Annotated in this window: 18 protein-coding genes; 11 read left to right on the top strand and 7 right to left on the bottom strand. The window is 64.4% G+C overall.

The features are described 5' to 3' along the window. Positions 1-101 precede the first annotated feature (101 nt). From GAU_RS20455 to GAU_RS05370, 3 genes are all read left to right on the top strand, one after another. Positions 102-2426 carry a serine/threonine-protein kinase gene (locus GAU_RS20455; protein ID WP_012682543.1) on the top strand — a complete coding sequence of 775 codons (2325 nt, stop codon included), beginning with the start codon at positions 102-104 and terminating at the stop codon, positions 2424-2426. A 67-nt stretch (positions 2427-2493) separates the two neighbouring features. Beyond that, complete coding sequence (locus GAU_RS05375) at positions 2494-3279, top strand: enoyl-CoA hydratase/isomerase family protein (protein WP_012682542.1); 786 nt, start codon at positions 2494-2496, stop codon at positions 3277-3279. A gap of 2 nt (positions 3280-3281) precedes the next feature. After that, the gene (locus tag GAU_RS05370; RefSeq protein WP_012682541.1) at positions 3282-3998 is read left to right on the top strand and encodes an alpha/beta fold hydrolase; all 717 of its coding nucleotides are present in this window, start codon (positions 3282-3284) and stop codon (positions 3996-3998) included. A gap of 29 nt (positions 3999-4027) precedes the next feature. Here GAU_RS05370 and GAU_RS05365 read toward each other — a convergent pair whose 3' ends face one another. Beyond that, positions 4028-5056, bottom strand: coding sequence for a putative sugar O-methyltransferase (locus GAU_RS05365; RefSeq protein WP_041265290.1), 1029 nt, complete (start codon positions 5054-5056; stop codon positions 4028-4030). Between the two features lie 207 nt (positions 5057-5263). Between GAU_RS05365 and GAU_RS05360 the strand changes: the two genes are divergently transcribed. Both GAU_RS05360 and GAU_RS05355 read left to right on the top strand, forming a co-directional pair. Further along, positions 5264-6316, top strand: a complete 1053-nt coding sequence (locus tag GAU_RS05360; protein ID WP_012682539.1) for a zinc ribbon domain-containing protein — start codon at positions 5264-5266, stop codon at positions 6314-6316. A 110-nt stretch (positions 6317-6426) separates the two neighbouring features. Continuing rightward, positions 6427-6900 (top strand): hypothetical protein, encoded by a 474-nt coding sequence (locus GAU_RS05355; protein ID WP_012682538.1) that lies wholly within the window; start codon positions 6427-6429, stop codon positions 6898-6900. Here the strand turns inward: GAU_RS05355 and GAU_RS05350 are convergent. Further along, entirely contained in the window at positions 6878-7264 is a 387-nt protein-coding gene (locus tag GAU_RS05350; protein WP_012682537.1) for a hypothetical protein, read from the bottom strand. The two genes, GAU_RS05355 and GAU_RS05350, sit on opposite strands and share 23 nt — an antisense overlap. 120 nt (positions 7265-7384) lie before the next feature. On the opposite strand from GAU_RS05350, the gene GAU_RS05345 reads away from it, so the two are divergent. Then, a complete protein-coding gene (locus GAU_RS05345) occupies positions 7385-8320 on the top strand; it encodes an alpha/beta fold hydrolase (RefSeq protein ID WP_012682536.1) in 936 nt (311 codons plus the stop codon). A 4-nt stretch (positions 8321-8324) separates the two neighbouring features. Here GAU_RS05345 and GAU_RS05340 read toward each other — a convergent pair whose 3' ends face one another. Both GAU_RS05340 and GAU_RS05335 read right to left on the bottom strand, forming a co-directional pair. Beyond that, a complete protein-coding gene (locus GAU_RS05340) occupies positions 8325-10301 on the bottom strand; it encodes a glycoside hydrolase family 3 protein (RefSeq protein WP_012682535.1) in 1977 nt (658 codons plus the stop codon). Between the two features lie 12 nt (positions 10302-10313). Then, positions 10314-12251 (bottom strand): Xaa-Pro dipeptidyl-peptidase, encoded by a 1938-nt coding sequence (locus tag GAU_RS05335; RefSeq protein WP_012682534.1) that lies wholly within the window; start codon positions 12249-12251, stop codon positions 10314-10316. 171 nt (positions 12252-12422) lie between these two features. On the opposite strand from GAU_RS05335, the gene GAU_RS05330 reads away from it, so the two are divergent. Both GAU_RS05330 and GAU_RS05325 read left to right on the top strand, forming a co-directional pair. After that, the gene (locus GAU_RS05330; protein ID WP_012682533.1) at positions 12423-14462 is read left to right on the top strand and encodes a sodium-translocating pyrophosphatase; all 2040 of its coding nucleotides are present in this window, start codon (positions 12423-12425) and stop codon (positions 14460-14462) included. A gap of 19 nt (positions 14463-14481) precedes the next feature. Then, positions 14482-15771 (top strand): APC family permease, encoded by a 1290-nt coding sequence (locus GAU_RS05325; RefSeq protein WP_012682532.1) that lies wholly within the window; start codon positions 14482-14484, stop codon positions 15769-15771. Positions 15772-15780: 9 nt separating this feature from the next. Here GAU_RS05325 and GAU_RS05320 read toward each other — a convergent pair whose 3' ends face one another. After that, positions 15781-16983 (bottom strand): amidohydrolase family protein, encoded by a 1203-nt coding sequence (locus GAU_RS05320; protein ID WP_052574252.1) that lies wholly within the window; start codon positions 16981-16983, stop codon positions 15781-15783. Between the two features lie 236 nt (positions 16984-17219). Between GAU_RS05320 and GAU_RS05315 the strand changes: the two genes are divergently transcribed. The 3 genes from GAU_RS05315 to GAU_RS05305 are packed head-to-tail and all read left to right on the top strand — an operon-like array spanning position 17220 to position 20187. Beyond that, the gene (locus GAU_RS05315) at positions 17220-18722 is read left to right on the top strand and encodes a cation:proton antiporter (protein ID WP_012682530.1); all 1503 of its coding nucleotides are present in this window, start codon (positions 17220-17222) and stop codon (positions 18720-18722) included. Between the two features lie 11 nt (positions 18723-18733). Then, positions 18734-18976, top strand: coding sequence for a hypothetical protein (locus tag GAU_RS05310; RefSeq protein ID WP_012682529.1), 243 nt, complete (start codon positions 18734-18736; stop codon positions 18974-18976). Further along, entirely contained in the window at positions 18973-20187 is a 1215-nt protein-coding gene (locus GAU_RS05305; protein WP_012682528.1) for an amidase, read from the top strand. The genes GAU_RS05310 and GAU_RS05305 overlap by 4 nt, the downstream gene beginning before the upstream one ends. Here the strand turns inward: GAU_RS05305 and GAU_RS05300 are convergent. Further along, the gene (locus GAU_RS05300; RefSeq protein WP_041265288.1) at positions 20174-22522 is read right to left on the bottom strand and encodes a YfhO family protein; all 2349 of its coding nucleotides are present in this window, start codon (positions 22520-22522) and stop codon (positions 20174-20176) included. The genes GAU_RS05305 and GAU_RS05300 overlap by 14 nt on opposite strands. Before the next feature lie 51 nt (positions 22523-22573). After that, a complete protein-coding gene (locus GAU_RS05295; RefSeq protein ID WP_012682526.1) occupies positions 22574-24610 on the bottom strand; it encodes a COG1470 family protein in 2037 nt (678 codons plus the stop codon). Positions 24611-24718: the final 108 nt, after the last annotated feature.

Genomic DNA, 24718 nt, shown 5'->3' with positions numbered 1-24718 from the left:
ATTGGTACCAATGTCCCGTCACCGTCAGTATTGCTGCGCTTGGCTGTCCGCCCTGTGCGGAGCGCGGTAAGTTCGGAACGCCCCCTCGCCCCGTCCCGACGATGACCACGCCATTGGCTCCGGCCGCTTCTGCTTCGACCAGCGATCCCTTGCTCGAACGGCTTCGCCTGTCGACGGCGGGCACGTACGACATCGCCGGTGAACTCGGTCGTGGCGGCATGGCGGTGGTGTATCTCGCGCACGATCTCAAGCTCGATCGGCGCGTCGCCATCAAGGTGATGGATCCGAGGCTGAGCCTCACACCGGGCATGTCCGACCGCTTCCTGCTGGAAGCGCGCATCGCCGCCCGCCTGCAGCACCCGAACATCATCGTGGTGCATGACATCCGGCAGGATCAGGAGCTCTCGTATTTCGTGATGAGCTTCGTCGAAGGCATGGCGGCGGATCATTTGTGCCAGCCCGGCACGTCCGTGGCCATCGACGACGTGCGATGGATCATTGCCGGTGCCGCACGTGCGCTCGCCCATGCGCACGCGGAAGCCATTGTGCATCGCGACATCAAGCCGGCGAACATTCTGGTGAATGTGAAGGGCGACGTGATCCTCACCGATTTCGGGATCGCGAAAGCGTTGGGAGGCACGTCACTGACCCAATCGGGCACACAGGTCGGCACCCCGTCGTACATGAGCCCCGAGCAGTTCACCAATCGACCGGTGGGGCCCGCATCCGATCAGTACTCACTGGGTGTCACGGCCTATACGTTGCTGACCGGACGTCTGCCGTTCACGGGTGAGTTGTACGAGTTGATCGTGGCCCACAGCAATGCGGTGCCCGTGCCAGTGCAGCAACTGCGCCCCGATTGTCCGGCATTCCTGTCCGATGCCGTGATGCGCATGCTCGCCAAGGATCCGGACCAACGCTGGCCCTCGATGCACGATGTGGCGGAGGTGGTGTCGGAGACCCTGCCCGCCAACGGTGGACGTGCACTGGCGGCAGTGGCGCACCTCGCGCAGCAGGCCCGCGTACAACAGATCCCCGCGTTGCAGGCGCTCACCCCCGTGAGCCCTGTGCCGGCGGGGCGGACACCCGCGCCGGTGGCAGAGCCGGTGATCGCGGAATTGCGATTGGGCACCACCACCTTCGAGCTCGAGGTGGGTGCTCATGTGATCCTTCCGCTGCGGGCTTTTGATGCCGCGGGAGCGCCACTGCCAACGTCGGGATTGGATTTTTTGTTCGATCGCCCCGACGCCGTGACACTGACCCCGGAGTCACTGCGCATCGATGCACAACTCGCCGGCGATACGCGACTGATCATTGCACCGCGTCATGCATTCGCCAGCGGCACCACGCCGACCGTGCGCGCGAGCTGTGTATTCCGCGTGCGTGCGCCGCAGGTGGCGTCGGTGATCGCAGAGGTTCGGGAAGAGACAGAGCGCGTGACCGCCGGGAAGGTTGCAGCGGTGGCGGAGGCGGCCGAAGCGCCCGCGGTGTCATTGGCCTCATCTGTCGTGCCGAAGACTCCGGCCTCAGGCGGACGACGGTTCGTCGTTCCCGCAGCGCTGGCGGCTATGGTGCTCGCGTATGTGGTGTTCCGGCAAGTCAGTGGCGCGACCGGAGTCCCGTCGGGCTCGAATGCAGATTCGGTGCAGGTGGCCTCCCTGCCTCCGACACCGGTCGCGCAGACGCCATCAGGGTCAGTGGGTGCGGCCGCCGCGACGCCTGATACGGTCAACACCGGCAATGCTCCGACGGATGCTGGCACCGTTCCCTCGGCCAATACATCGCGAGTGGCAAGTGCTTCTGGTCCAACGACGGGTGCGGCAGCAGCCGGCGCAACGAACAAAAGCGCGACCGCCAAGACCGCGATCCAGGAGCCCGTGACCCTCGCCCCCGCGCCGCGTGCATCCACCACACTGCCGTCGTCGGCCGCGGCCGTTCCTTCCACCTCCAGAGACGCCGCACCGCAGACCACACCCAAGACGGAAACGGGCGCCGAGCCCGCACGATCCACCTACGGTGAGCCGGTCGATACGCGCACAGCGGCCGCCACCACCGCACCGGTGAGCGCACCACCATCGCCCGCGCCAACCGCAGAGACATCGGCGCGCCTGCCGTCGATGGCCGAGATGCGGCAAGCGGCGACGGATCTCTTCAATGCGCTGCGTGCGACGAAGGGTGCCTCGGTACGCGAGATCGCCAACTTCTTCCGCGATGGGAGCGATCATCGTCTCGCCATGATCGGCTCCGTGAAAGTCCTCGAAGGCCGAACCAGCAGCCGCGGTCAGTTCGAACTGCAGGTGTCCAAGAAGGACTTCTCCGGACGACAGGCCGTGGGTGTGGCGCTCGTCACGTTCCTTGGGGAGCAACGGGATGGTCAGGTGGTCCCGGCGCTCGAATCCGTCGGTCCCATTTCGCGGGTGCGCTGACCGCCGCCGGCCTCGCACATCGGGCCGCGCTGTTTGCCCGGATTGTCCGCGCGCTATCTTCCCCGCCATGACTCCTGCCAACTCCCCCGCCGACCAGCATGCGGACGGTTACGTCCGCACGACCGTGACCGATGGCATCGGTCGCATCGAGTTTTTTCACCCGAAGAGCAATTCCCTGCCCGGTGTGTTGCTGCGTGAACTCGCCGCCACCGTCACACGAGTCAGCCAGGATCCCGCCGTGCGCGTGATCGTGCTGCAGAGCGGTGGCACGGGGCCGTTCTGCGCCGGGGCGTCATTCGACGAGCTGGCATCACTCACGGCGCCGGAACAGGGACAACAGTTCTTCAGCGGATTCGCCGGTGTGATCCTGGCGATGATTCGCGCGCCGCAGTTCGTCATCACGCGCGTGCACGGCAAGGCGGCGGGTGGTGCGGTGGGACTCATCTCGGCCTCCGACTTCGGCATGGCCGTGCGCACTGCGTCGGCGAAACTGAGCGAACTCACCGTGGGCATTGGACCGTTCGTGGTGGGCCCGGTGATCGAGAAGAAGCTTGGCCTCGCGTCATTCAGCCAGATGGCCGTCGATGCCGATTGGCGTGATGCCGCGTGGTGTGAGCGGCGTGGTCTCTACGCGCGTCTCTACGACGATGTCGCCGCACTCGATGCGGGCGTCGATCAGTTGGCCGCCACACTCGCGCGCTCCAATCCGGATGCCATGGCGCAGATGAAGCAGGTCTTCTGGGCCGGCACGGAGCAGTGGGACAGCATGCTGGCTGAACGTGCGACCATGAGCGGCACGCTGGCGCTCTCGCCGTTCACACGGAATGCCATTTCGGCCTTCAAGGGCAAGTAACCATGAGCAGGCCCTCGGTGTTGGTGGTGCATGGCGCGCTGGGCAGCGCGGCACAGATGCAGCCTGTCGTTGATGCCTTGCGGGCATTGGACCGGTTCGCATCGGTACGTGTGATCGAGCTTCCGGGACATGGTCAGACGCCACTCGCCGAGGGCGCAGCGTTCAGCATGGACTACTTCGCGGATATCATCGCCGTGGAGGCCAGTGACGCGCGCAGCGCCGACGATTGCCCGCCGGTGGTGTTTGGGTATTCCATGGGTGGCTATGCCGCGTTGCTGCTCGCGTCACGGGCACCGGCCGCATTCACAGCACTCGTCACATTGGGCACGATGCTGCGCTGGACACCCGAGGTGGCCACGCTGGCCGCATCACGCCTCGATCCAGCCGTGATCGCGGCCAAGGTGCCCGCGTTTGCCGATACGTTGGCCAAACGACACGCGAACGCGGGCGGCTGGGAAGCACTCATGCAGCGCACCGCAGTTCTGCTGCGCGGACTCGGCGATGCCCCACCACTGACCGACGCCGCCTTTGCCGCCGTGCAGTGTCCCGTTCACCTGCTGGTCGGCGAACGGGACGACAGCGTCACACTGGCCGACTGTGAAGCGGCGGCGGCGCTCATGCCGAACGCCCAATCCACGATGCTGCCGGGCGTGCCGCATCCGATTGAGAAGGTCCCAGTGGATGCGGTGGCCCGTTTCGTGGAGCATGCGGCGGGATAGACCAGCTCTCCAGCTATCCCACTCTTCAACTATCCCGCTCTCGACTCCCGGATCTGCCGCAATGTGCTCACCGCCACGTGGGCGGGATCGGTGGGAATGGTACTCGCGTACGCCACATCGATGATGCGATTGCCAGCACTGAAGTGCCCCACTTCCTTGCGCAGAATGTGCGTGGAGTTGTCGGGTGTCCACGACCGCGGCGTGCGGTGCCGAGCCAGGGTGCGCCACGACGTGGGGAAATTCCAGTCGCCCACAAACACGTAGTCACGTGAGTTGGCGATGTAGGCGATGCCGCGATCGGCGATGACCAGGTCGAACCACGACAGATAGTAGTCGACACGATCCTGCGTCATCTCCTGGAAGCTTTCGATGTTCATGACCACATCGAAGCGTGCCGAACCCAGGTGATTGAGCTCCCAACTGGGAATGAAGTACACATCGTAGCTGCCGGGCTGATAGTCGTCGCCACGGGCAAAGCTGCCGAAGTTGAGTTCGGGAAATGCCCCGCGCAGATAGGCTTCAGCGGACACCAGCGAGATGGGTACGGCATCCACCATGACGTACTCGATTTTGCCCGGGAACAGCTTGAGCAGCATCTCGGGCACACGTCCCCAGCCCCCGCCAATCTCCACGATCCGAAACTTCGACGCGTCCGTCTGCCCCATGAACGCCGTGAGCTCCAACACATCCATCACACTGTACAGGTCTGCAGCGAGCCAGTTGTGCTGATAGATGTGATCGATGAAGTCGCTGTCGATCAAGCCGAGATGATCGATGGCCTTGAGATAGCGAAACAGCTCCGGAATGAAATCTCCCTGCCCCGTCGTGGCGCGGGCCTCATCGGGCGTCGAGCGCACGGGGAGCCGTCCCCATCCGACCCACGCGTGGACCATGTCACCGAGCGTGTTGAGATGCCCTGTGGTGAATGTCCATTGCGGGCCGGGCCCCAACAGTCCGGCAACCGCAGCCTGTGGCTCGAGGTGATCGAGCAGCGCCCGATCGAGCGGCTGGCTCCAGCGCGATTCGGTCCAGCGGGGAAGCAGGGAAATGAGACTCATGCGGGTCGGCGAGAGGGTGGAGGACGTCAGAATTATCGAGGCACGCCGAGTGTCACGCCAGAGGCCCGCACCATCCAACCCATCCTGCCGGCGCCTTCCGGGCAGCGATCAGGTGAGTGCATCTTCTGAGTGCCGCTTCCGCGTACATCGGTACAGCGCCCTTCATGCCGGCCTTCGTGCCGCGGTTCACCCTGCAATCCGTGTGTCATGTTCGGATCCTTTCGCGTTCCTGAGCGGCTCTTCGCCATTGCGATGTGGGCGGTGTCGATCGTCTTCGCCGGGTTCCTGATCGGCCTGGGTGGAAAGATCGTGGCCGAGCTGCCCGGTGTGGAGCAAAGTCTGCAGCTCCCCGACTTCATCGACCCGACCCGCCTCGCACCGCTGCACGTCAAGCGTGATTCGTTGCTGCAAGTGGAACGCACCACCCGCGACGAACGGGATCGGGCCGCCCAACAGCATGCCGTCGCACGCAACGCCTACACGTCGCAGCGTGAGAGCTTTGATGCCTGGGTGGCGACACGAAAAGCGACCACGGATCCCGCGCAGGACCCCGAGGTGCTGGCGCGTACGCGTGGGCTCGATACGCTCAAAGCTGCCGAACGCGAGGCCGAGTCACGAGTCGAGAAACTCGACGAAACGCTGCTGGCCATCACCCAGGCGCAGGAGAGCAATCGCGAAGCCGAAGTGGAACTCGAGATCGCCGCGCGGGGCACGTTCGAACGTGCGCGCTTCCAGCAGGAGCTCAAGGTCTTTGGCATTCGCCTCGCGCTCACCCTGCCGCTGCTGGTACTGGCGGGTTGGTTGGTCGCGCGCAAACGTCGCAGCGAATACTGGCCGCTGCTGCGCGGCTTCGTGTTGTTCGCGGTGTTTGCGTTCTTCGTGGAGCTGGTGCCGTTCCTGCCGAGTTACGGCGGCTACGTACGCTATGCCGTGGGCATCGTCGTATCGGCCATTGCGGGGGTGTACATCATTCGGGCCATGCGTCGGTATCTCGCGCAGCGGCAACGGGTGGAACAGCAGACGGAAGCCGAGCGCCGTCGTGCGTTGCCTTATGAGGAAGCACTCAAGCGCATCGATGCCGGTGTGTGTCCTGGATGTGAGCGCCGCATTGCCACCGGCCCGAATGGTCCGGCCAATTTCTGCGTACACTGCGGTCTGCGCCTGTTCGATCAGTGTGGGGGATGCCACACCCGCAAGAATGCGTTCTATCCGTACTGCCCGAGCTGCGGTGTGCCCGCAGGGGCGGCAGACGTCACGTAGTCGCGCCATCAGGCGGCGCGGCTGGCGATATCGCAGCTCAGGATGCAGAATCGGGACATTGTGAATTCAGGCATGTGCCTGTTCTCGTGTCCCCTTGAGCGGCGAGAACCATGCGTCATTTTGTCGACAACATTGAACTGTGGTTGAGTGCCGCTGGCGTGGCGGTCATTCTGCTGATCCCGCGCCTCGGACTCGCCAGCCAGGACAGCTATTGGGCGGTGATGGCCGTGACGGCGCTCATCGTGGGTGTGTTGCACGGCGGCATCTTCTGGCTTATTCGCCGACGCCAACGTCGCCTGCGCGCGACGGCCATTCGCGAAATCCGGCAGATGCTCACCGACCGCGTGAACAATCAGCTCAACGTGATCATCATGCATGTGAGCGCCAACGAATCCGCCGAGTCGTGTGAAACAGTGGAAGGGGTGCAAGCGGCCGTGGACGACGTGACGGACCTGCTCGACACCTTGTCCGAAGAATCACTCCGAGGCTGGCAGGCGCACTACGCAGATTTCCTGAGCCGGCGGCATCTGCGCAACACACCTGCACGAGCCATGCCGAGTGTCAGCGACGGCGTTCGCCGGTGAACGTCGCGCCGCCCTGACCGGCAAAATCCACATCGCCCTTCACATGGTCATCATCGACGATGGTGCCCCTGAAGGTGAGCGCTGTGCCGCCGCTGGTATTCACGACGAACGTGAACGCCTTGTCCTTCACGCTGCCCTTGAATGCCAGCGCGCCCATACGGGACGACTCGTACGTGCCGCTGAGTGAATCACCCTGCTGCTTCATGACCACCGCGGGCGTGCCGGTGCCGTTCTCGGTGACCACCGCGAAGGTCCAGTTGCCGGTCAGATCGGTGGCCCGATGCTGGGCCACAAGCACGGTGGCGGATGCCAACGCGGATGTCGTGAGTGCAGCGACAACAAAGGCGGTGCGGACAAACGGCATGAGAATTCCTCGACGGGGAAACGGGTGATTCTACAAAAGTAGCGACTGCGGGCCGTTTCGTGTCCTCTCCGTGACCCAGCCAGCAGCCTGCCCGAGACATGGACCGCGCTGTATACACGGGTGCGTCTTACGGCACTCTTCTTCGCCTTGCTGTTGCCCCTCGGTGCGCCACGCGCGCAGGCTCCACGACTGCAGCAGTGGGTCGCGTCTTCAGGCGCATCCGATTCACTGGCGGTGAGCGCAGCAGGCTCGCTTCGGCAGTCGCTCTGCACGATTCTGCTGCTACCAGGCACGCTGGGGTCTGCGGCCTCCATGACGAGCGTATTGCGAGCACTCGGTCCGACGGAATGCTCGGTGCTGGTCGTAGATCCGCTGGGCATGGGGGCGTCGTTGCGTCCGACGCACGCCGACTATTCGCTGAGCGCGCAGGCTGACCGTCTGCACCGGTTGTTAGAGCGCCTCCTGCCACCATCGGGGCATGTGGTCGTGGCCGCGCAAGGAACAAGCGCCACTATCGCCTACCGGTTGGCGGCACGGCCGGATACCCGCGTGCACGGCATCGTGTCCATTGCCGGTGGTCCGGTGGATCAACAACGAACGCCTGGCGTGCGCATGGCCATCGCCTTCGCCCCGCTGGTGGACACGCCCATCGGCCGGGCCGTTGCACGCCGTAAGTTTGCCGCCGCGCTCCGGGCACAGAGCACACACGATGCATGGATCACCAGCGCGGTGGTGCAGTCCTACCTCGCCCCCATCGAACGGGACGTCCGGGCGGGACTGCGCACACTACGTGCGATGGGGAACGCCAGGGACTCCGTGCCCATCGCGGACGTGCTGCCGTATATCACGGCGCCGGTGCATCTCCTGGTAGGCGATCTCGCCACGCCCAGTGCTCCCGATACGTCGCAGTTGGCGATGCTCCGCCGACATGTGCGTCACGTCCGCGTGGATACGGTGCGTGGTGGGGGGACCATGCTGCACGAGGAACATCCGGCCATCGTCGCCGCCGCCCTCGTGCAGTTGATACGCGGGCCGGCTCAGGCGACGGCCCCGTAAGTACCTAACGCCGCAGACCTGCGCCGAAGTTGGCAACGCCCGGAATGGTGATCGGTAGCTGACCCGTGATCGGCGCCTTGCCGAGCAACGCGCGACCAGCGGCGCGCTGCGACATGGTCCACGGGCTCCACGCGATGAGGTGCACATCGGTGAGGGGCAACCCCTGCGCGAGGTAGGGATTGTTGAAGCTCACCAGCGCCACGCGCGTGTTGGCCGCCTTGAGGCCGTTGAGCAGTTCAGGCAATCCCGCCGTGGGCTTCATGTTGGCCGTGTTCGTGGCCGCACCGATGTAGCTCGACACAATCACCATGTCGGCACCACGCGCAATGGCCAGTGCATTCTCCACCGACGCCGGCAGGATGGTGGGGTCGGGGCTCACGCGATAGCCACCCGCATTGCCAGCCGCCGCACCGGCGGTGGCTTCTGCGACCACTTCCGGCGTGAGCGTGAGCGACAGCAACTGCGGATACTGCGCGCGCAGTTCGGCATCGATGCCGCGGCCCGCGCTGATATCGACACGTGACGACACCGTGATGCTGACCACGCGCGCCGTGCGCGCCATGCGGAACGGCACCAGGGACAATGAATCACGCACCAGCGTGATGGCCTTTGCTGCTGCCTCACCAGCCGGCTTGAGATTGGCGAGCGTGCCCACACGATCACGCACCCCTTCCACCGACACCAGACGTTCACGATGCAGGCCAAATTCGTGCTTGGCCATCAGCAACTTGCGCACCGACTCATCGAGACGGGCTTCCGACACACGTCCAGAGGCGACGGCATCGACCATGGCCTGAATGGACGCACGCGCGTCGGTGGGCATCAACAGCACATCGTTGCCCGCCTCGAGGGCACGCAACGTGGCTTCCTGCATGGTGAGGTTGCCGAGCACCCCGTTCATGTCGAGTGCATCGGTGATGAGCAGCCCATTGAAGCGCATCTGGCGCTTGAGCAGGTCGGTCATCACGGCTCGGCTCAACGTGGCCGCCGTGTGTGTCGTGTCGAGCGCCGGCAGATCCCCATGGAATGTCATGATGCCACGCACTCCGGCATCGATGGCGGCCTGGAAGGGACGCAGCTCTACACTGTCGAGCCGCGCACGCGACACATTCACGCGCGACAGTTCGAGGTGTGAGTTTTGATCGGTGTCGCCGTGGCCCGGGAAGTGCTTGCCGGTGGCCAGCATCCCGTTCTCCTGGATGCCACGCACCAGCGCGGCACCCATACGAGACACCAGCGCCGGATCTTCGCCAAACGACCGGCCACTGATGACAGGATTTTTCGGATTGTTGTTGACGTCGAGCACCGGCGCAAACGCCATGTGAATGCCCATCGCCCGACCTTCCACCGCCGTCACACGTCCCATCTCGTACGCCAGCATGGTATCACGCGTGGCGCCGATGCCCATCTGATAGGGGAATGACGTAGCCCCACCGAGTTCGATCGCATTGGGCAGGAACCAGCCACCACGCGCGCGAAATGCCGCGCCGGTCTCGAGATCGGCGCCCACCAGCAGCGGCAACTTCGCCGATCGCTGGAGTGCATTCACCTTGAGTGCGATGTCGGCCGGACCACCAACCGAAATGATGATGCCGCCCAGTTCGAGTTCACGCACCTGACGTTCGATGGACACATACGCAGGTGCATCCACCGGCGTGTAGTCGCCCAGTGCCCAGACCCACACCAACTGCGCCGCTTTCTGGCGCACCGAGAGTGTGGCGAGCACCGAGTCGGCCCAACGCGCGTCCTCGCGTTGGCTGGCGGCTGTGGGCCTGGCCACCGACATCGGCGGTGTGGGCGTCACGATGCTGGGCGAAGAGGCGGACACACCGCCCGATGGCGCGGACGATGCCGTCGGTGTTGCTCCACCCGACGAGGCACTGTACGTCGCACACCCAGCCACCTGCCCCACGAACAGCAGCGCCGACACACTCAGTGGCCAGCGGCGCGGCATCAAGATGTCCTGCGAAGAATTTGACATGGCGAAAATCGATTATTGGATCGCACGCTGCAGTGCGGCCACGCCGCCCACCACGGGCAGCGACAGCGAACTGGCATCGAGATCGAGCGTGAGCACGGTGCCTGGCGCGGGCCAGAGCGTGAAATCGCGGTCGCTGGACATGACCATCAACCCGATGCGCTTGCCCACCGGCACGATCTGGTCATCGGGTTCGAGATCGAATGTCACGGTGACGAACTCGCCGCTCTTGAGCGGCTCGGACACGCGCAGCGACTTGGCATTCTGTGGATCGGCCCAGCCGCGTGTGATGATACCGCCGTTGCCACTGCCACCCGCCACGGCGGCGGGCCACGGCAGTTCCACCAACCAGACCGACAGATTGGCGGCCGCCTTGCTGGACGATACGCGCAGCGAGACCTGCGCGGTGCCCGAGATGTGTACGGGCTGCGTGAGAATCGGCGTGGCGAAGATCAGGCGATTGGGCGACGATGGCGCGGCGGCCAGCACAGCGCCGGCCTGGTTGACGTCATCGGTGATCGTTTCGCGTCCCTGCCCGCCAAGCGCCGTGAAGGCGAGCACACCCACCGACCGTCCGCTGCTACCGGGAAACAGCGTCACCGGGGCGGCGCCGGGATTGGGATACTCGGCATACGGAGTCGGCGTCTGGCGATTGGCGGCTTCACGCACGACATACGAGCGGGGATCCTTCTCCACGCCATTTTGCACGCCCAGCAGATAGCGCGTGAACCAGCGGTTCATCATCGCCAGTGGCGGCTCGCCGCCATGCCCACCCTGATGGAAGTACATCTGCACGGGCACCTTGTTGGCGCGCACCGCATCGGCCATCAGCACGGTGTGCGAGGGCATCACGTTCCAGTCATTGAAGCCATGCGCGGTGAGCATCGCGGCCCGAATGCCCTTGGCCTGCAGCAGATAGTCGCGCTGCGTCCAGAAATCACTGAGGTCCCCGGTCTTCCGGTCGATCCCCTTGGCGATGATCCCGTCGCGTACCCGCTCGTTGCATATCGCACGCGTGGCCGGATTGCCGCTCTGCACGTAGTCGTACAACACATCCACGTCTTCGCCCTGATAACCACCAGGCGCGCGTACGAGGCCGTTCGATCGGTAGTAGCGATAGTAGGAGTTGTTGGGAGACACCGGGATGATGGCCTCGAGCCCAGCCACGCCCGTGGTGGCTACCGCCACCGGCAGCGTCCCGTTGAACGATGTGCCGATCATACCCACCTTCCCGGTGGACCAGGCACTCGCCGACACCTCCTGCGTGCCGTCCACGGTGGTGTAGCCCTTGGCGCGACCGTTGAGCCAGTCCACCACCGCCTTGGGGGCCAGTGATTCGTTCATGCCGCCGATGGTCACGCACCCTTGGCTGAGCCCCGTGCCAGGCGATTCGGAGTGCACCACCGCGAATCCCCGCGGCACCCAAGTGCGCACCTGGGAATTGGCGATGCGGGTGCGGCCGGCGTTGAACGGCACACCTTTGCCCAACACCCGCGCCGGCGGCTCGGCGCCGAGCTCCTGCTTCACCGGCCAGAACACGTTCTCGTTGCCCAGCGTGCCGGCAAAATACGGGCTGGTCTCATAGACCACCGGTACCTTGACGCCGGACGCCGTGACGCCTGGCCGTGTCACGTCCACGTGGACGCGGTCCGGCTTTCCATCGAAGTCGGAGTCGAATTCCGTCTCCACCCAGAGCCGCTCGCGGATCCATTGCGTGCTATCGGCAAACGCCGGCGCGACCTGCGACTGCCCCTCGGCAATCACATAAGCCGACGGGAGGGTGGGATATGTGGTCGCGGCCCCACCTGCTCCCCCCACGGCGGGGGCTCCTCCGGCGGGTCCGCCAGCGGCCCGACAGCCTGTCAGGAGGGTGAGCAGTGCCAGTGAGGAGGCAAAACGAGCAGCGAGGCGGGGAGGCGTTGTAGGCGCCGCGGTGGGGGACGTGATCGGCATGGGCTGGAAGCTGCCGCCCAGCCCCCACATGGACAAGCAGCCGCGGATGTCCAAAACACTGGCATCAGCCCGCCCTATCGATGATCTTCCTCGGGCTGCCCCCCAATAGGCGCCCCGCGTGGGCTCCCGCGGGGGCCCCGGACGACACAATTCCCCTCCACGGAACTCTACGTGCTCGAGCAGTACGCCCTCATTCTCGCGCTCGTCTGCGCCACGATTGCCATTGTGTATGGCATCGTGTCGGCGCGGTGGATCATCGCCCAACCCGCGGGCAATGAGCGCATGCAGGAGATCGCCGGAGCGATCCAGGTTGGCGCCGATGCTTACCTCAAGCGCCAGTATCGTACGATCGCCATGGTCGGTGTGGTGCTCTTCCTTGCCGTCGGCCTTGGGCTCGGCAGCTGGGTGACCGCCATCGGTTTCGCGATCGGCGCGATCCTTTCCGGTGTAGCCGGCTTCATCGGCATGTTCGTCTCGGTCCGCGCCAATTCGCGCACGGCGCAGGCGGCGACCAGCGGCCTGAACGCAGCGCTCAATATCAGCTTCAAGGGCGGCGCGATTACCGGCATGCTGGTCGTGGGCCTCGGCCTGCTCGGCGTAGCAGGCTTCTACATGTACGTGATCGGCGGCGCCTCCGGCGAAGAAGCCGTGAAGCACGCGCTCGAGCCCATGGTTGGCCTGGCGTTCGGTTCGTCGCTGATCTCCATCTTCGCGCGACTGGGCGGCGGTATCTTCACGAAGGGTGCCGACGTCGGCGCCGATCTCGTGGGCAAGGTCGAAGCCGGTATCCCGGAAGACGATCCGCGCAATCCGGCCGTGATCGCCGACAATGTCGGTGACAACGTGGGTGACTGCGCCGGTATGGCGGCCGACCTGTTCGAGACGTACGCGGTGACGGTGATCGCCGCGATGCTCGTGGCCGGCCTCAGCTTCGCGACGTATGGCAACACCGGCGTGCTGTATCCGCTGGTGCTTGGCGCCGTGTCCATTCCGGCCTCCATCGTCGGCACGTTCTTCGTGAGCGTGAAGCCGGGTGGCAAGATCATGTCGGCGCTGTACCGCGGCCTGATCGTTTCCGGTGCGCTGGCGGCCGTCGCCTTCTTCTTCGTGACGAAGACGATGTTCCCGGGTGAACTGGGCATGTCACTGTTCTACTGTGCGATGATCGGCCTGGCCCTCACGGCCGCGCTGGTGGTGATCACCGAGTACTACACGGCCACCGAATACGGCCCGGTGCGCGAAATCGCCAAGGCGTCGGAAACAGGTCACGGCACCAACGTGATCGCCGGTCTGGCGGTGTCGATGCGTTCCACGGCCGCACCGGTACTGGTCGTGGCTGCGGCCATCTACGGTTGCTATGAGATCGCCGGTCTCTACGGCATTGCCATCGCCGCGACGTCCATGCTCTCCATGGCGGGAATGATCGTGGCGCTCGATGCGTATGGCCCGATCACCGACAACGCCGGTGGCATCGCCGAGATGAGCCATCTCGGCCCGGAAATCCGCAAGATCACCGACGCGCTCGACGCCGTCGGCAACACCACGAAGGCCGTCACCAAGGGCTATGCGATCGGTTCGGCCGGTCTCGCCGCGCTGGTGCTCTTCGCCGACTACTCCAGCAAGCTCTCCGAACACCTCGGCACGACCGTCTCGTTCTCGATCGATGACCCGAAGGTCGTGATCGGCCTGCTCATCGGCGGCATGATCCCGTACCTGTTCGGTGCGTCGGCCATGCAGGCCGTGGGTCGCGCGGCTGGTGCGGTGGTGGAAGAAGTGCGTCGTCAGTTCCGTGAACTGCCCGGCATCATGCAGGGCACGCAGAAGCCGCAGTATGATCGCGCGGTGGACCTGCTCACGAAGGCGGCTATCCGTGAGATGATGCTGCCGTCGCTGTTGCCGCTGGTGATCCCGGTGCTGGTGGGCCTGCTGCTTGGCGGCGCGGCCCTCGGTGGCCTGCTGATGGGCACCATCGTAACCGGCTTGTTCGTGGCCATCTCGATGTGCACCGGCGGCGGCGCCTGGGACAACGCCAAGAAGTACATCGAAGAAGGCAATCATGGCGGCAAGGGCTCCGAAGCCCACAAGGCCGCTGTGACGGGTGATACCGTAGGCGATCCGTACAAGGATACGGCTGGCCCGGCCATCAACCCGCTGATCAAGATCATCAACATCGTGGCCCTGATGCTTATCCCACTCCTGTCACGTGCCTGATCAAACATCTTCGAGCACCATGTCACCGCGCGGACGAGAACTCGTCCGCGCGGTTGGCGTTTGGGGCCTCGCCGCCAGCATTTTCAATGTCACCGTCGGTGGAGGCATCTTTCGCCTCCCGGCCAGTGCCGCCGCTGCCGCCGGTCCGGCGGCGCCTTTTGTCTATCTGATTTGCGCGGCCGTGATGGGCTGCGTGGTGTTGTGTTTCGCCGAAGCCGGCAGTCGCATCACACTGACCGGCGGCCCGTACGCGTACGTCGAGGCGGTGTTCGGCCGCTACGTGGGCTTTCTGGCGGGGGTGCTGCTGTGGATGCTTGGCACCACGGCCGTGGCCGGTGTGTCGTCGGCATTTGCCGAGGGACTGGGCGCGCTCTTCGGTGTGGACGGACTACGCGTGCCCATCATCGTCGCGATGTTCCTGCTGCTCGCGGCAATCAACATGCGTGGCGTGGAGCAAGGCACGAAGCTGATCATGGTGGCCAGCGTGGCGAAGCTGCTGCCACTGATCGCGTTCGTGGCCATCGGTGTGTTTTTCATCCAGCCCGACAATATCGCGGTGCGCGAGTTGCCCAGTGCGTCGAGCATGGCCCGGGCGGCCATCGTGCTGGTGTTTGCATTCAGCGGTGTGGAAACGGCACTGGTGCCGAGCGGCGAAGTGAAGGATCCGGCGCGCACCGTGCCACGTGCCCTGGCCATCGCGATGATCGGCGTGACGCTGCTGTATCTCGCGGTACACCTGGTCGCGGCAGGTTTGCTTGGTGATCGGTTGGCCACGAGCACGGCCGCGCCGCTGGCGTTTGCGGCCGAATCATTCCTGGGGACACCGGGCCGCCTGCTGTTGCTGATCGGCGCATCGATCTCGATGTTCGGCTACGTGAGCGGCATGACGCTGGCCGTCCCGCGCGCGCTGTACCGGTTTGCGGAGGACGGCTTGTTGCCCAAGGTGGTGGGATCGATCCATCCCACGTGGCGCACACCGCATGTGGCCATTTTGCTGCAGACCACACTGGTGGCTTCGTTGGCCGTGTTCAATTCGTTCGAAGCACTGGCCGTGATCTCGAATCTGGCAGCACTGCTGTTGTACGCCGGTTGTGCGGCGGCAACGATCATGCTGCGCCGGCGGGGCATTCGTCAGGAAGGTGCGGTGCCATTTGCGGTGCCGGGTGGTCCGATCATTCCGTTCATCACCATCGCCTTGATCGCGTGGCTGCTGACGAGCATCACGCAGGCCGAGTGGGTGGTACTGCTGGTCACGTTGGGCGTGGCGACCGGCTTTTTTGTCGTGGCAACCCGGACACGGCGCGCATAGCGCGCTGTGTCAGGGAGTCAGCAACTGACCCGCCTTCATGCGAAGGCGGATGGATGTGGTGCAGTCGAAACGCATCAACGGGTTGCAATCGAGCGCCAGCAGATGGGCTTCGAATCCCTCGACAAACCGACCCAGACGGCGCGACGGGAAAATTGCCCGCGGCGTGTCCATCGCCCAGATACGCAGCAGCGTGGTATCAGAAAGCACACGCAAGGTGCGCAGGTACGCCACTTCGTCGCGTGAGTCATCGCTATAGGTATCGCTGCCGATCGCGAGGCGTACGCGCTGGCGCTGCAGCGTGCGCAGGTTCTCACGGTGCAACACATCGAGCGCTCTGCGTGTGCTGCTATCCGGTCCGGCCGGATCGAGAGTGGCCGCCCCCCCCAGCGTCGTGATCACCACCGTACCGCGCTGCATCGCGAGGCGCGCATCGGCCTCGGTGAGGAGATAGCGCGAAGGCACGGGAAGCCGGACACGTTCGTCACCTCGAAAGCCGGGCATGTGGGCGATCTGATCCACGCCCGCCTGTACCGCGATCCGAAAATCCGCCGCCGTTTCGATGTGCGCCACCACACGCTTTCCTGCAGCATGCGCGCGCGTGACAAGCACAGGAAGCAGAGCGGGATCGATGCCACGCCAGCCGATGGAGCTGCTGTCGGCGAGACGACGGGCATATTCATCGGCGTAGAGCAGAAACACCTTGATGAAGTCGGGACGCTGCGCGAGCAACTGCGGCATCTTCGCCTCGAGTTCATCCCGGTTGGCGACCGTCCAGTAGAAGGCCCCATCGGTCTGTGCGACTGTCCAGGCACCCCGGTCGAGGTTGCGCTTGGCCACCAACCACGGATGCCCTCCCGGTCCCGTGAGTCCGCCGAGCGCAAACGTCACATCGAGAGAAGCCGGGACGTTCACCACGCCCGTGAGCGCATCCCGTGAGGCGGGAAGGATGCTCGGGTTCTGCACAAAGAACACCCCATCCTGGCGGTATCGCGTGAGCAGACCCGCGAGACGCGATGTGGAGTCGATATTGTGATTGTGCGCTTCGCCGAACGGTGGCACCACAAAAGCGCCATCGAGTTCGATCGTGGTGTCGATACGCGCGGGGGGCGCATGGCGAAAACGCCCCTGCACCACATACCAGGTGTCACGCACAAAACGTGTGCCATTGAACCAATGGCCACCGGTGATGGCGTAGGTGCGCGCCTGCCCCATCGCGGGAGGATGAGCAGGATTCTGTGCCCGAGCCGCTGTGCCGACGCTCAGCCAACATGCCAGGGCGCAGACCAGCCGGGCCGGGCTCCACACGCGTCTGATCATGCCAGAGCATACCCCACCCTCGGCGGTCGGTCAAATCAAGGAAGAGGTGATACATCGGGTTTTGGGCGACCCATTATGTTCCTCTCCGGGTCGCCAGTGGCCAAAGGACCAACGTACCATGGAGCAGCAGGATGTCCGAAACCCGTGTATCACCATTGCACTACCTGCTGCTGGTGGGCATTCCGGCCATCGTGCTGGCACTGGTGTTGTGGTTCGGTCCGGACCAGCAGTCCACACTTGCGACCATCACGAGCAACACGCCGCATGGCGCAGTGGTCTCCGCCGGTACATCCAGCGCGGTGCCGATAGCAGAGGCAGCCACCACGAGTGCACCCAAAGCAACAGCCTCCGCCAATGTGAAAGTCGGCCTGCTGGTGGCGCAGTTGCTAGTGGTGCTCATCGCAGCCCGTGCGACCGGCTATCTGCTCGAGCGCATTGGACAGCCCAGTGTGATTGGCGAAATGTTGGCGGGCATTCTGTTGGGTCCGTCCATTCTGGGTGCCTTGTTGCCGGACGTGAGCACCACGCTGTTCCCTGCCGAGAGTCTCGGGTTTCTCAGTGCGCTCAGCCAGTTGGGCGTGCTGATGTTCCTGTTCCTCGTGGGCCTGCATCTCGATCTGAACTCGTTGCGGCGCCAGGCCGGTGCCGCCGTGATTGCGAGCCACGCCAGCATTGCCGCACCGTTCACGATGGGCGTGGTACTGGCGGTGTGGCTGTATCCCAAGGTCGCGCCGTCCAACGTGGCCTTTGCGCCATTTGCGCTGTTCGTGGGCGCGGCCATGAGTGTGACGGCGTTCCCGGTGCTCGCGCGTATTCTCGAGGACAAAGGGCTCACCAAAACCCCGCTCGGTGGATTGGCGATCGCCTGCGCAGCGGTGGATGATGTGACCGCGTGGTGCCTGCTGGCCGCTGTGGTCGCGCTGGTACGCGCGAACGGTGTCGCGACCACGCTGCTGTTCACGCTGGGCGGATCGCTGGCGTTCGTGATCGTGATGTTGAAGGTGGCGCGCCCGATGCTGGCCCGCCTCGCCGAGAAGCCGCTGGTGAATGGTCGCATTGGCGCGTCCACGATGGGCGTCGTGATTGTGACGGTGCTGTCGTCGGCGTTGGTGACCGAGTGGCTGGGCATTCACGCACTGTTCGGTGCGTTCCTGGCCGGTGTAGCGATGCCCCGCGCCCATGCATTCCCCGAGGCCGTCGCGAGTCAGTTGAGTGATCTGCTCGTGATCCTGCTGTTGCCACTGTTCTTCGCCTACACCGGACTGCGCACCCGCTTCGACCTGATTGCCGCCGGCGATGGATTGCTCATCACCGTGGCGGTATTGGTGGTGGCTGTGGCTGGCAAAGTGGGTGGCACCGCATTCGCCGCCCGCTTGAGTGGACAGTCCTGGCGGGATGCCGGCGCACTGGGCGTGCTGATGAACACCCGCGGCCTCATGGAGCTCGTGGTATTGCACATGGGACTCGATCTCGGCGTGATCTCCCCCGAACTCTTCGCCATGATGGTGGTGATGGCGTTGGTGACCACGGTGATGACCGCACCGCTATTGGCCGTAGTGCGGGCGCCGTCGCTGTCGTTGTCGGATTCGTTGTTGACCGTCAGTGGTGATCATCCGCGCCCCTCGCAGCGCTAGGATCGCCAGCGATGGAACAGGCCGGGTCGTGGGGGAACTGGATCGCGCAGGGCGCCATCGTGCTGTTCCTCGTGTTGTTGCTCGCGCTCGTCATCCGCACATCGATGATGTTCGGATCGGTGGTGCTGTTGGCCATCACAGGCCGCAAAGGCACGGGGCAACTCGACGCGTCAAGAGATCCGTCGAAAGACACACCGTTTGATCGTGCGTCGTCGACACCGACCACGCCGCCGTCCCCTCCGGTTGAGCCATGAACCATCCAGCGGATTCCATTCTCTCACGCGATCCGTTCAACGCGTTCTGCCGTCACACGCATGTGGCGTTGGGTGGTGCCACCGAAGGGCCCTTGGTCGGCCTGACGTTCGGACTCAAAGACAACTTCGATGTGGCCGGACATCGCACCGGTTTCGGCAGCCCCGATTGGTTCCGCACGCATCCGCCGGCGATGCAGAACACGCCGGTACTCGACACCCTGCTCGCGGCGGGCGCGCGCATGGTGGGCAAGACACACACCGAGGAGATGACGTTCAGTCTCACCGGCGAAAACGCACACTACGGCACGCCCATCAATCCGGCGGCGCCGGACCGCGTGCCGGGTGGATCGTCGAGCGGATCGGCGAGCGCGGTGGCCGGTGGCCTGGTGGACTTTGCGATCGGTAGCGACACCGGTGGTTCGGTGCGGGCACCGGCCAGCTTCTGCGGCATCTACGGCCTGCGTCCCACCCATGGCCGTATCTCCCTCGCCGGAGCGTGCCCGCTGGCGCCGATGTTCGATACCTGTGGGTGGTTTGCACGGGATCCCGAGCTGCTGCGTCGGGTCGGCCAGGTACTGTTTGCATCGTCTGGTGCGCACGAGTCCGGAGAACCGGGCGCCTTGCTCTACGCTTCCGACGCGTTTGCCCACACCATGCCGGGGGTCGATGATGCGCTCATGCCCGCGGTCAGCGCGGTGAGTGGTGTGCTTGGGGCTTTACGTCCGGTGACGGTGAGCCCCGATGGTCTGCCTGCATGGTACGAGGTGTTTCGTGTGCTGCAATTCGGCGAGATCTGGAAGACCCATGGTGGGTGGGTCCGTCAGATGCGCCCAACGTTTGGCGCGCAGATTGCCCCGCGTTTCGAAGCGGCGTCGAAGGTGACCGTGCCGGAGGTGGAAGCGATGACCGCCGAGCGCGTGCGTATCCAGCAGCGTCTCGATGCCCTGCTCGCCGACAACGCGGTGATGGTCTTGCCCACCGTGCCAGATTGCGCGCCACGGCGCGGCCTGCCGTTGCCGGAAACGGTGACCGTACGTGAACGCTCGCTGGCCCTGCTCTGCATCGCGGGGCTTGGTGGGTTGCCACAGCTCTCCATGCCGCTGGCCAAGGTCGAAGGCGGACCAATTGGCCTGTCCCTCATCGCCGCGCGCGGGAATGACGAACTGCTGCTGGATGCCGCGTGCCGTATTGCGTCGGCTACGTCGATGTAGCCGGCGTGGGTGCCATGCGCCGCCTGCTGCGCCACGCCGGCACGATTATCATGCCCAACGCGACAAGCAGCGAGATAGCGCTGATCTGCTTCCCTCGGGCATAACTCGCGGATTCGAAGCGCAGTTGTACCTCCTTCGCGCCGGGCGGGAGGTCCACCGCCAGCAGCGCATGGTCAGCGCGCCGGACCACCGCTGGCTGTCCGTCGACTTCGGCATGCCAATCCGGGAACCAGTTTTCGGAGACCACCAGTTGCGTGGCGGCGACTGCTGCACCGTTCAGTGCAATCGCAATGATTCCCGGCGACCAGCTCGTCACCGAAGCGGTCACCGTGGACGACAAGAATGGTGGTGTGATGGAAACCGGCACCGGCGTGGCCGCCGAATCAGGCAACAGTGCCACCTGTCGTACGGGAAACCGTGGGTCGCTGATGAGCGCAGCGCTCTGTGTATCCGGCACCTTCGCGACAGACGCCACAACGCGCGCATAGGGTGCATACTCGTCGCGCTCATACAGCACGGCCGACGTACCGAATGTCGTCTGTACGGGGCCAATCACACGATGGAATCCACTGACAGACTGCGTATCCGGCAGGATCAAGTGGTTGATGGCCAGCAGATCCAGCGTCGTTGGCGCATAGAGATTGCGCCAGCCCTCCTGCGCTCCACCCAATTCGTTGTAGCGCTGAAGCGAAAACCCGTGATAGCCACGTGCGGACGGGATGCGATAGGCCATCAACAACGACCAGCCATAACTGTCGGCCACATCCAGTACCCGATAGGGCTCCTTCACCTGCCGCAGTCTGGTGGTAATGGCATCATCGGCAAACAACGCCGATGCCCTGGGCGAGAAGTTGTAGAACATGCGATCGATGCTCCACAAATCGAGACACAGCACCCCAAGCAACAGCGCCATCGATGTGGTCTTCGTCGTGCGCGCGGTATTGGCGGCCCATATCGCGCTGAAGGCGAGCACGGCCACCACCAGGAGCCGCAGGGATCCTTCGCGCAGGGCGGCCGCGTTGGCCATGACAGCCTCCGCTCGTTCCGGGATCGCCAGCGCTTCGGCGAACGCCTGCAGTCCTCCAAGCGACCCAAGGACGGCGATACCAACCACAACACCGCCCGAAGTCAGTATGGAGCGTGCACTCGCCTGCCGGGCAAGCAACCGCTCGACGCCAAACGCCGACATCACACAGATGAGGAACGCCGGCAGATAGAACACCATACCCATTGCCCGAATCTTCTTGAGCAAAGGCAGCAGTTCATAGAACGGACGATAGAACGGGGTATGCCCGCCGAACGACAGCAGCAGAAAAAACGCCGCACCTACACCAAGCGCCACAACCATGCGGCGACGGGGGACATCGCCAATAGCCAATGCCGCCAGTACGAGCGGCAAGGCGCCCATGTACTCGGTGTGCAGCTTGATGGGGTTGTTTCCCCAATACTGATCGAGCACGCCGTTGAACTGCGGCAGCAGCAACGTCATGACTTCCGATGGCGGGAACGCGTAGCTGGTGGCGAATTGCCAACCCGTATCGGGACCGCCATCGGCACGGGGCGAGAAGGGGATGTAGGACACAAACGGCAGCACCTGCAGCGCGGCGATGCCAAGTCCCACCACCACGGCTCCCAGCGACCACACCAGCGGCTTCCATGCTGGATGCGTCCGGGACCGCTCCGTATCCCAGCATGCCAGATAGAGCGCCCACAATCCGAGCGCGAGCAACAAAAAATAGGCCATGTGATAGTGGCCGAGCACAATCAGTGCGACCACAATGGCAAAGGCACCAAACGCCCAGCGTTGATCATGGCGTATGGCCCGCAACAACACCCAGAAGGCCAGTGGTGTGAGCGCCGAGACAAACAGCTTGCCATCGTGTCCTGGGCTCATCTGCGAAGCAACAATACCGGTGAGCTCGTAGGCCACGCCGGCAAAGAGGGCGGCTCCCACGCTGAGCCCGAGCGCCTGCACAAAGCGATAGGTGAACCACCCTGCGAGCACGAAGTGCAACGCCATACCCAATGTGATGGCGATGTCCACCGGCATTGTCCAACGCAGCCATGCAGTTGGATAGAAGATGTCGCCGTGCATGGCGCCGATGTACGGCAGCCCCCCAAAGATGTAGGGGTTCCATTGTGGGATACTCCCGGTGTTCAGCCACGACTCGGCGCCGAACAACCGAAACGAGTATCCCGCAATGAACATGTCTGACCGGCTGCCGCCGAACAGGATCTGGCCACCCAACACGGGCCAGAGCAGCAGCAACGCGGCCGCCGTACACACCGCGAACGCGATGAGATGGTGCCGAATGGTGACCACAGGCTTGGACATGTCGGGATTTTAGCGCGACGCGAGAGCGGCGGCTATTCGACAGTCCAGTCGCTAGGGCACGACCACCGAGCCCGTCGCCTGTGCCGACTTGTACACCATGCCACTGACCGGCTTCACCGGACAGATGCCGATCAGCATGCAGAAGGTTTCGTCGACCGATCCAGCGTCCCCCTCGCCGCCCGTCACGGTCCAACGCACCGGCGTGCCGCGGCGCACATTCCAGAAGAACGTGAAGCCCGTGGCAGCCGACAGATCGGGGATACTCACCTCGTACGTACCCGATCCGCCAAGATAGCCGCGTGAGGCAGTGATCATCACGGCGCGTGGGTCGGCGATAGTTTCGCGCAGATACAACGAAGCGCGTGCGTGGTACTCTGTGGGCAATGTGCCGGTGGCGCGAATGAGCCATGGCGTGGCGGTCGCACCAGCCGCCACAGATGGCGTGGGTAGAGCCGGACCAAAATCGAGCGTGCGAGTGGACACCTGATCGGCAAACGCAATCACCGCACGACGGGCCGCACTGGTGCTGGTCGTGGCCACAATCTGATGCAGATCACCCGCCTGCAGACGCGACGCCGGCACACCATACCACGGCCGCGCAATTTGTGTGTAAGAGGCTACCGCGCTGAACAGTCCATTGAGTGCGTTACTCGTCATGAACGTCTGCGCGGTGAAGAACGACTCACCGTTCGTGTTGCCAAATGTCACCGTGCCAACCGCCGGAGCAAATCCTTCCGTGCCGTAGTTGAGTGCCGACAGCACGGCGCCGTTCGCCGGATCGAGCGCACGGCGCAGGATCACCCCTTGTGGCACGATGGGAGACGTGCCGCCGCCGGTGAACGAAGAACGGGTGACGAACAGATCGAAGCTGCCCGCTTTGAGATTGTTCGCGGTCAATGTGGTGGATGCGGTCCCGGTGGTGCCGGTGTTGACCAGCGCGTAGCGACTCGCCGATGCAACCATCGCATCGAACGACTGATAGCCGCTCACCGTTGCCGTGGCCGTGCGTGTGGTGACATCGGGCCACCGCACACACTCGGCAGCAGCCTGCTCGGCCACCTCTTGCGCGGTGAGGTAGTACACGTCCCAGCGAAAGCCTTGAATGAGCGGCGAGGCGCTGGTTTTCTCGCCGAGGCTGACCATCGCAATGCCCGCCGTCGATTGCGCGAGCGAGAAGGAAAACGTGGTTGGATTGCCGGTGGTGGCGGCGGCCGGTCCGGCTGGCACGATGTGTCGCCACGCCCCACTGCCGTCTCGCACGGCAAAGAACCGCGGTACCCGACTCGCATTGCAGAACGTCCAACGCACCGTACCCGTACTCGGGGCCGACACTCGCACGCGTACCGTGGCAGTCTGTTCACCAAAACCTGTCGCCGTGGCGCGCACGGTACCTGTGTACACACCAGGCGCAGCGCCTTCGAGTGTGAGAGCCATGAGATTGCTGGCGGTTTCCGTCGCGGCAATGGCCGATGGAGATGCTGCGACGACGGCGCCGCTCGCCCCACTCAATCCCGTAACCGACACATTGACGGCGCCGGTAAAGCCGGCATTGCGCACGATACTCACAATGCCATTGGCGGTCCATCCGTTGCCCGCCGGCAACTCGAACTCCACCGGATCAACCGACAGTGAAAACGCGACTGGCTGCGCAGCATTCACAGTTACCGCAATCGAGGCACTTTGTTCGGCGATACCGGTCGCCGTGGCACGCAGCGGAACGGCATAACTTCCCGCTGCCACGGTCGAAGCGACCGCCACCGTAACTGAAACGCCGGACAATGTGGTTGGTGAGCCCGTCACGGTCGCGGTGATTCCGGTGGGTGCAGATGGCGCCGCCACACTCACTTCGCCCGTGAAGCCATTGGTACGGGTGATGACGACCGTGGCCGTACCGGATTGTCCGGCCGTGATCGTCACGGGGGCCAGGACCGACAAGATGAAGCCGCCGGTCGGTGTTGGTGTGGTGGGGATGACCGGCGTGCCGTCTCCCCCGCCCCCGCCGCCGCATGCCGACGACAACACCCACGAAAACAGCAGAAGCGCGCGTACGGCGCGCGATGCGAGAGGCCCACCGAAAGAACGAGGCATGGCACGACGGGAAGGAGGCGTGAAAGGACGTCCTTCCTGCTATGCGCAGAATCGGCTGCGCAACCGTCATTTCAAGAAACCCGGTATTGCCGAGGCGCCCAAGCGAGC

It is taken from the genome of Gemmatimonas aurantiaca T-27 (assembly GCF_000010305.1).
GTDB classification, from domain to species: domain Bacteria; phylum Gemmatimonadota; class Gemmatimonadetes; order Gemmatimonadales; family Gemmatimonadaceae; genus Gemmatimonas; species Gemmatimonas aurantiaca.
This window is presented reverse-complemented; position numbering and strand designations above follow the sequence as displayed.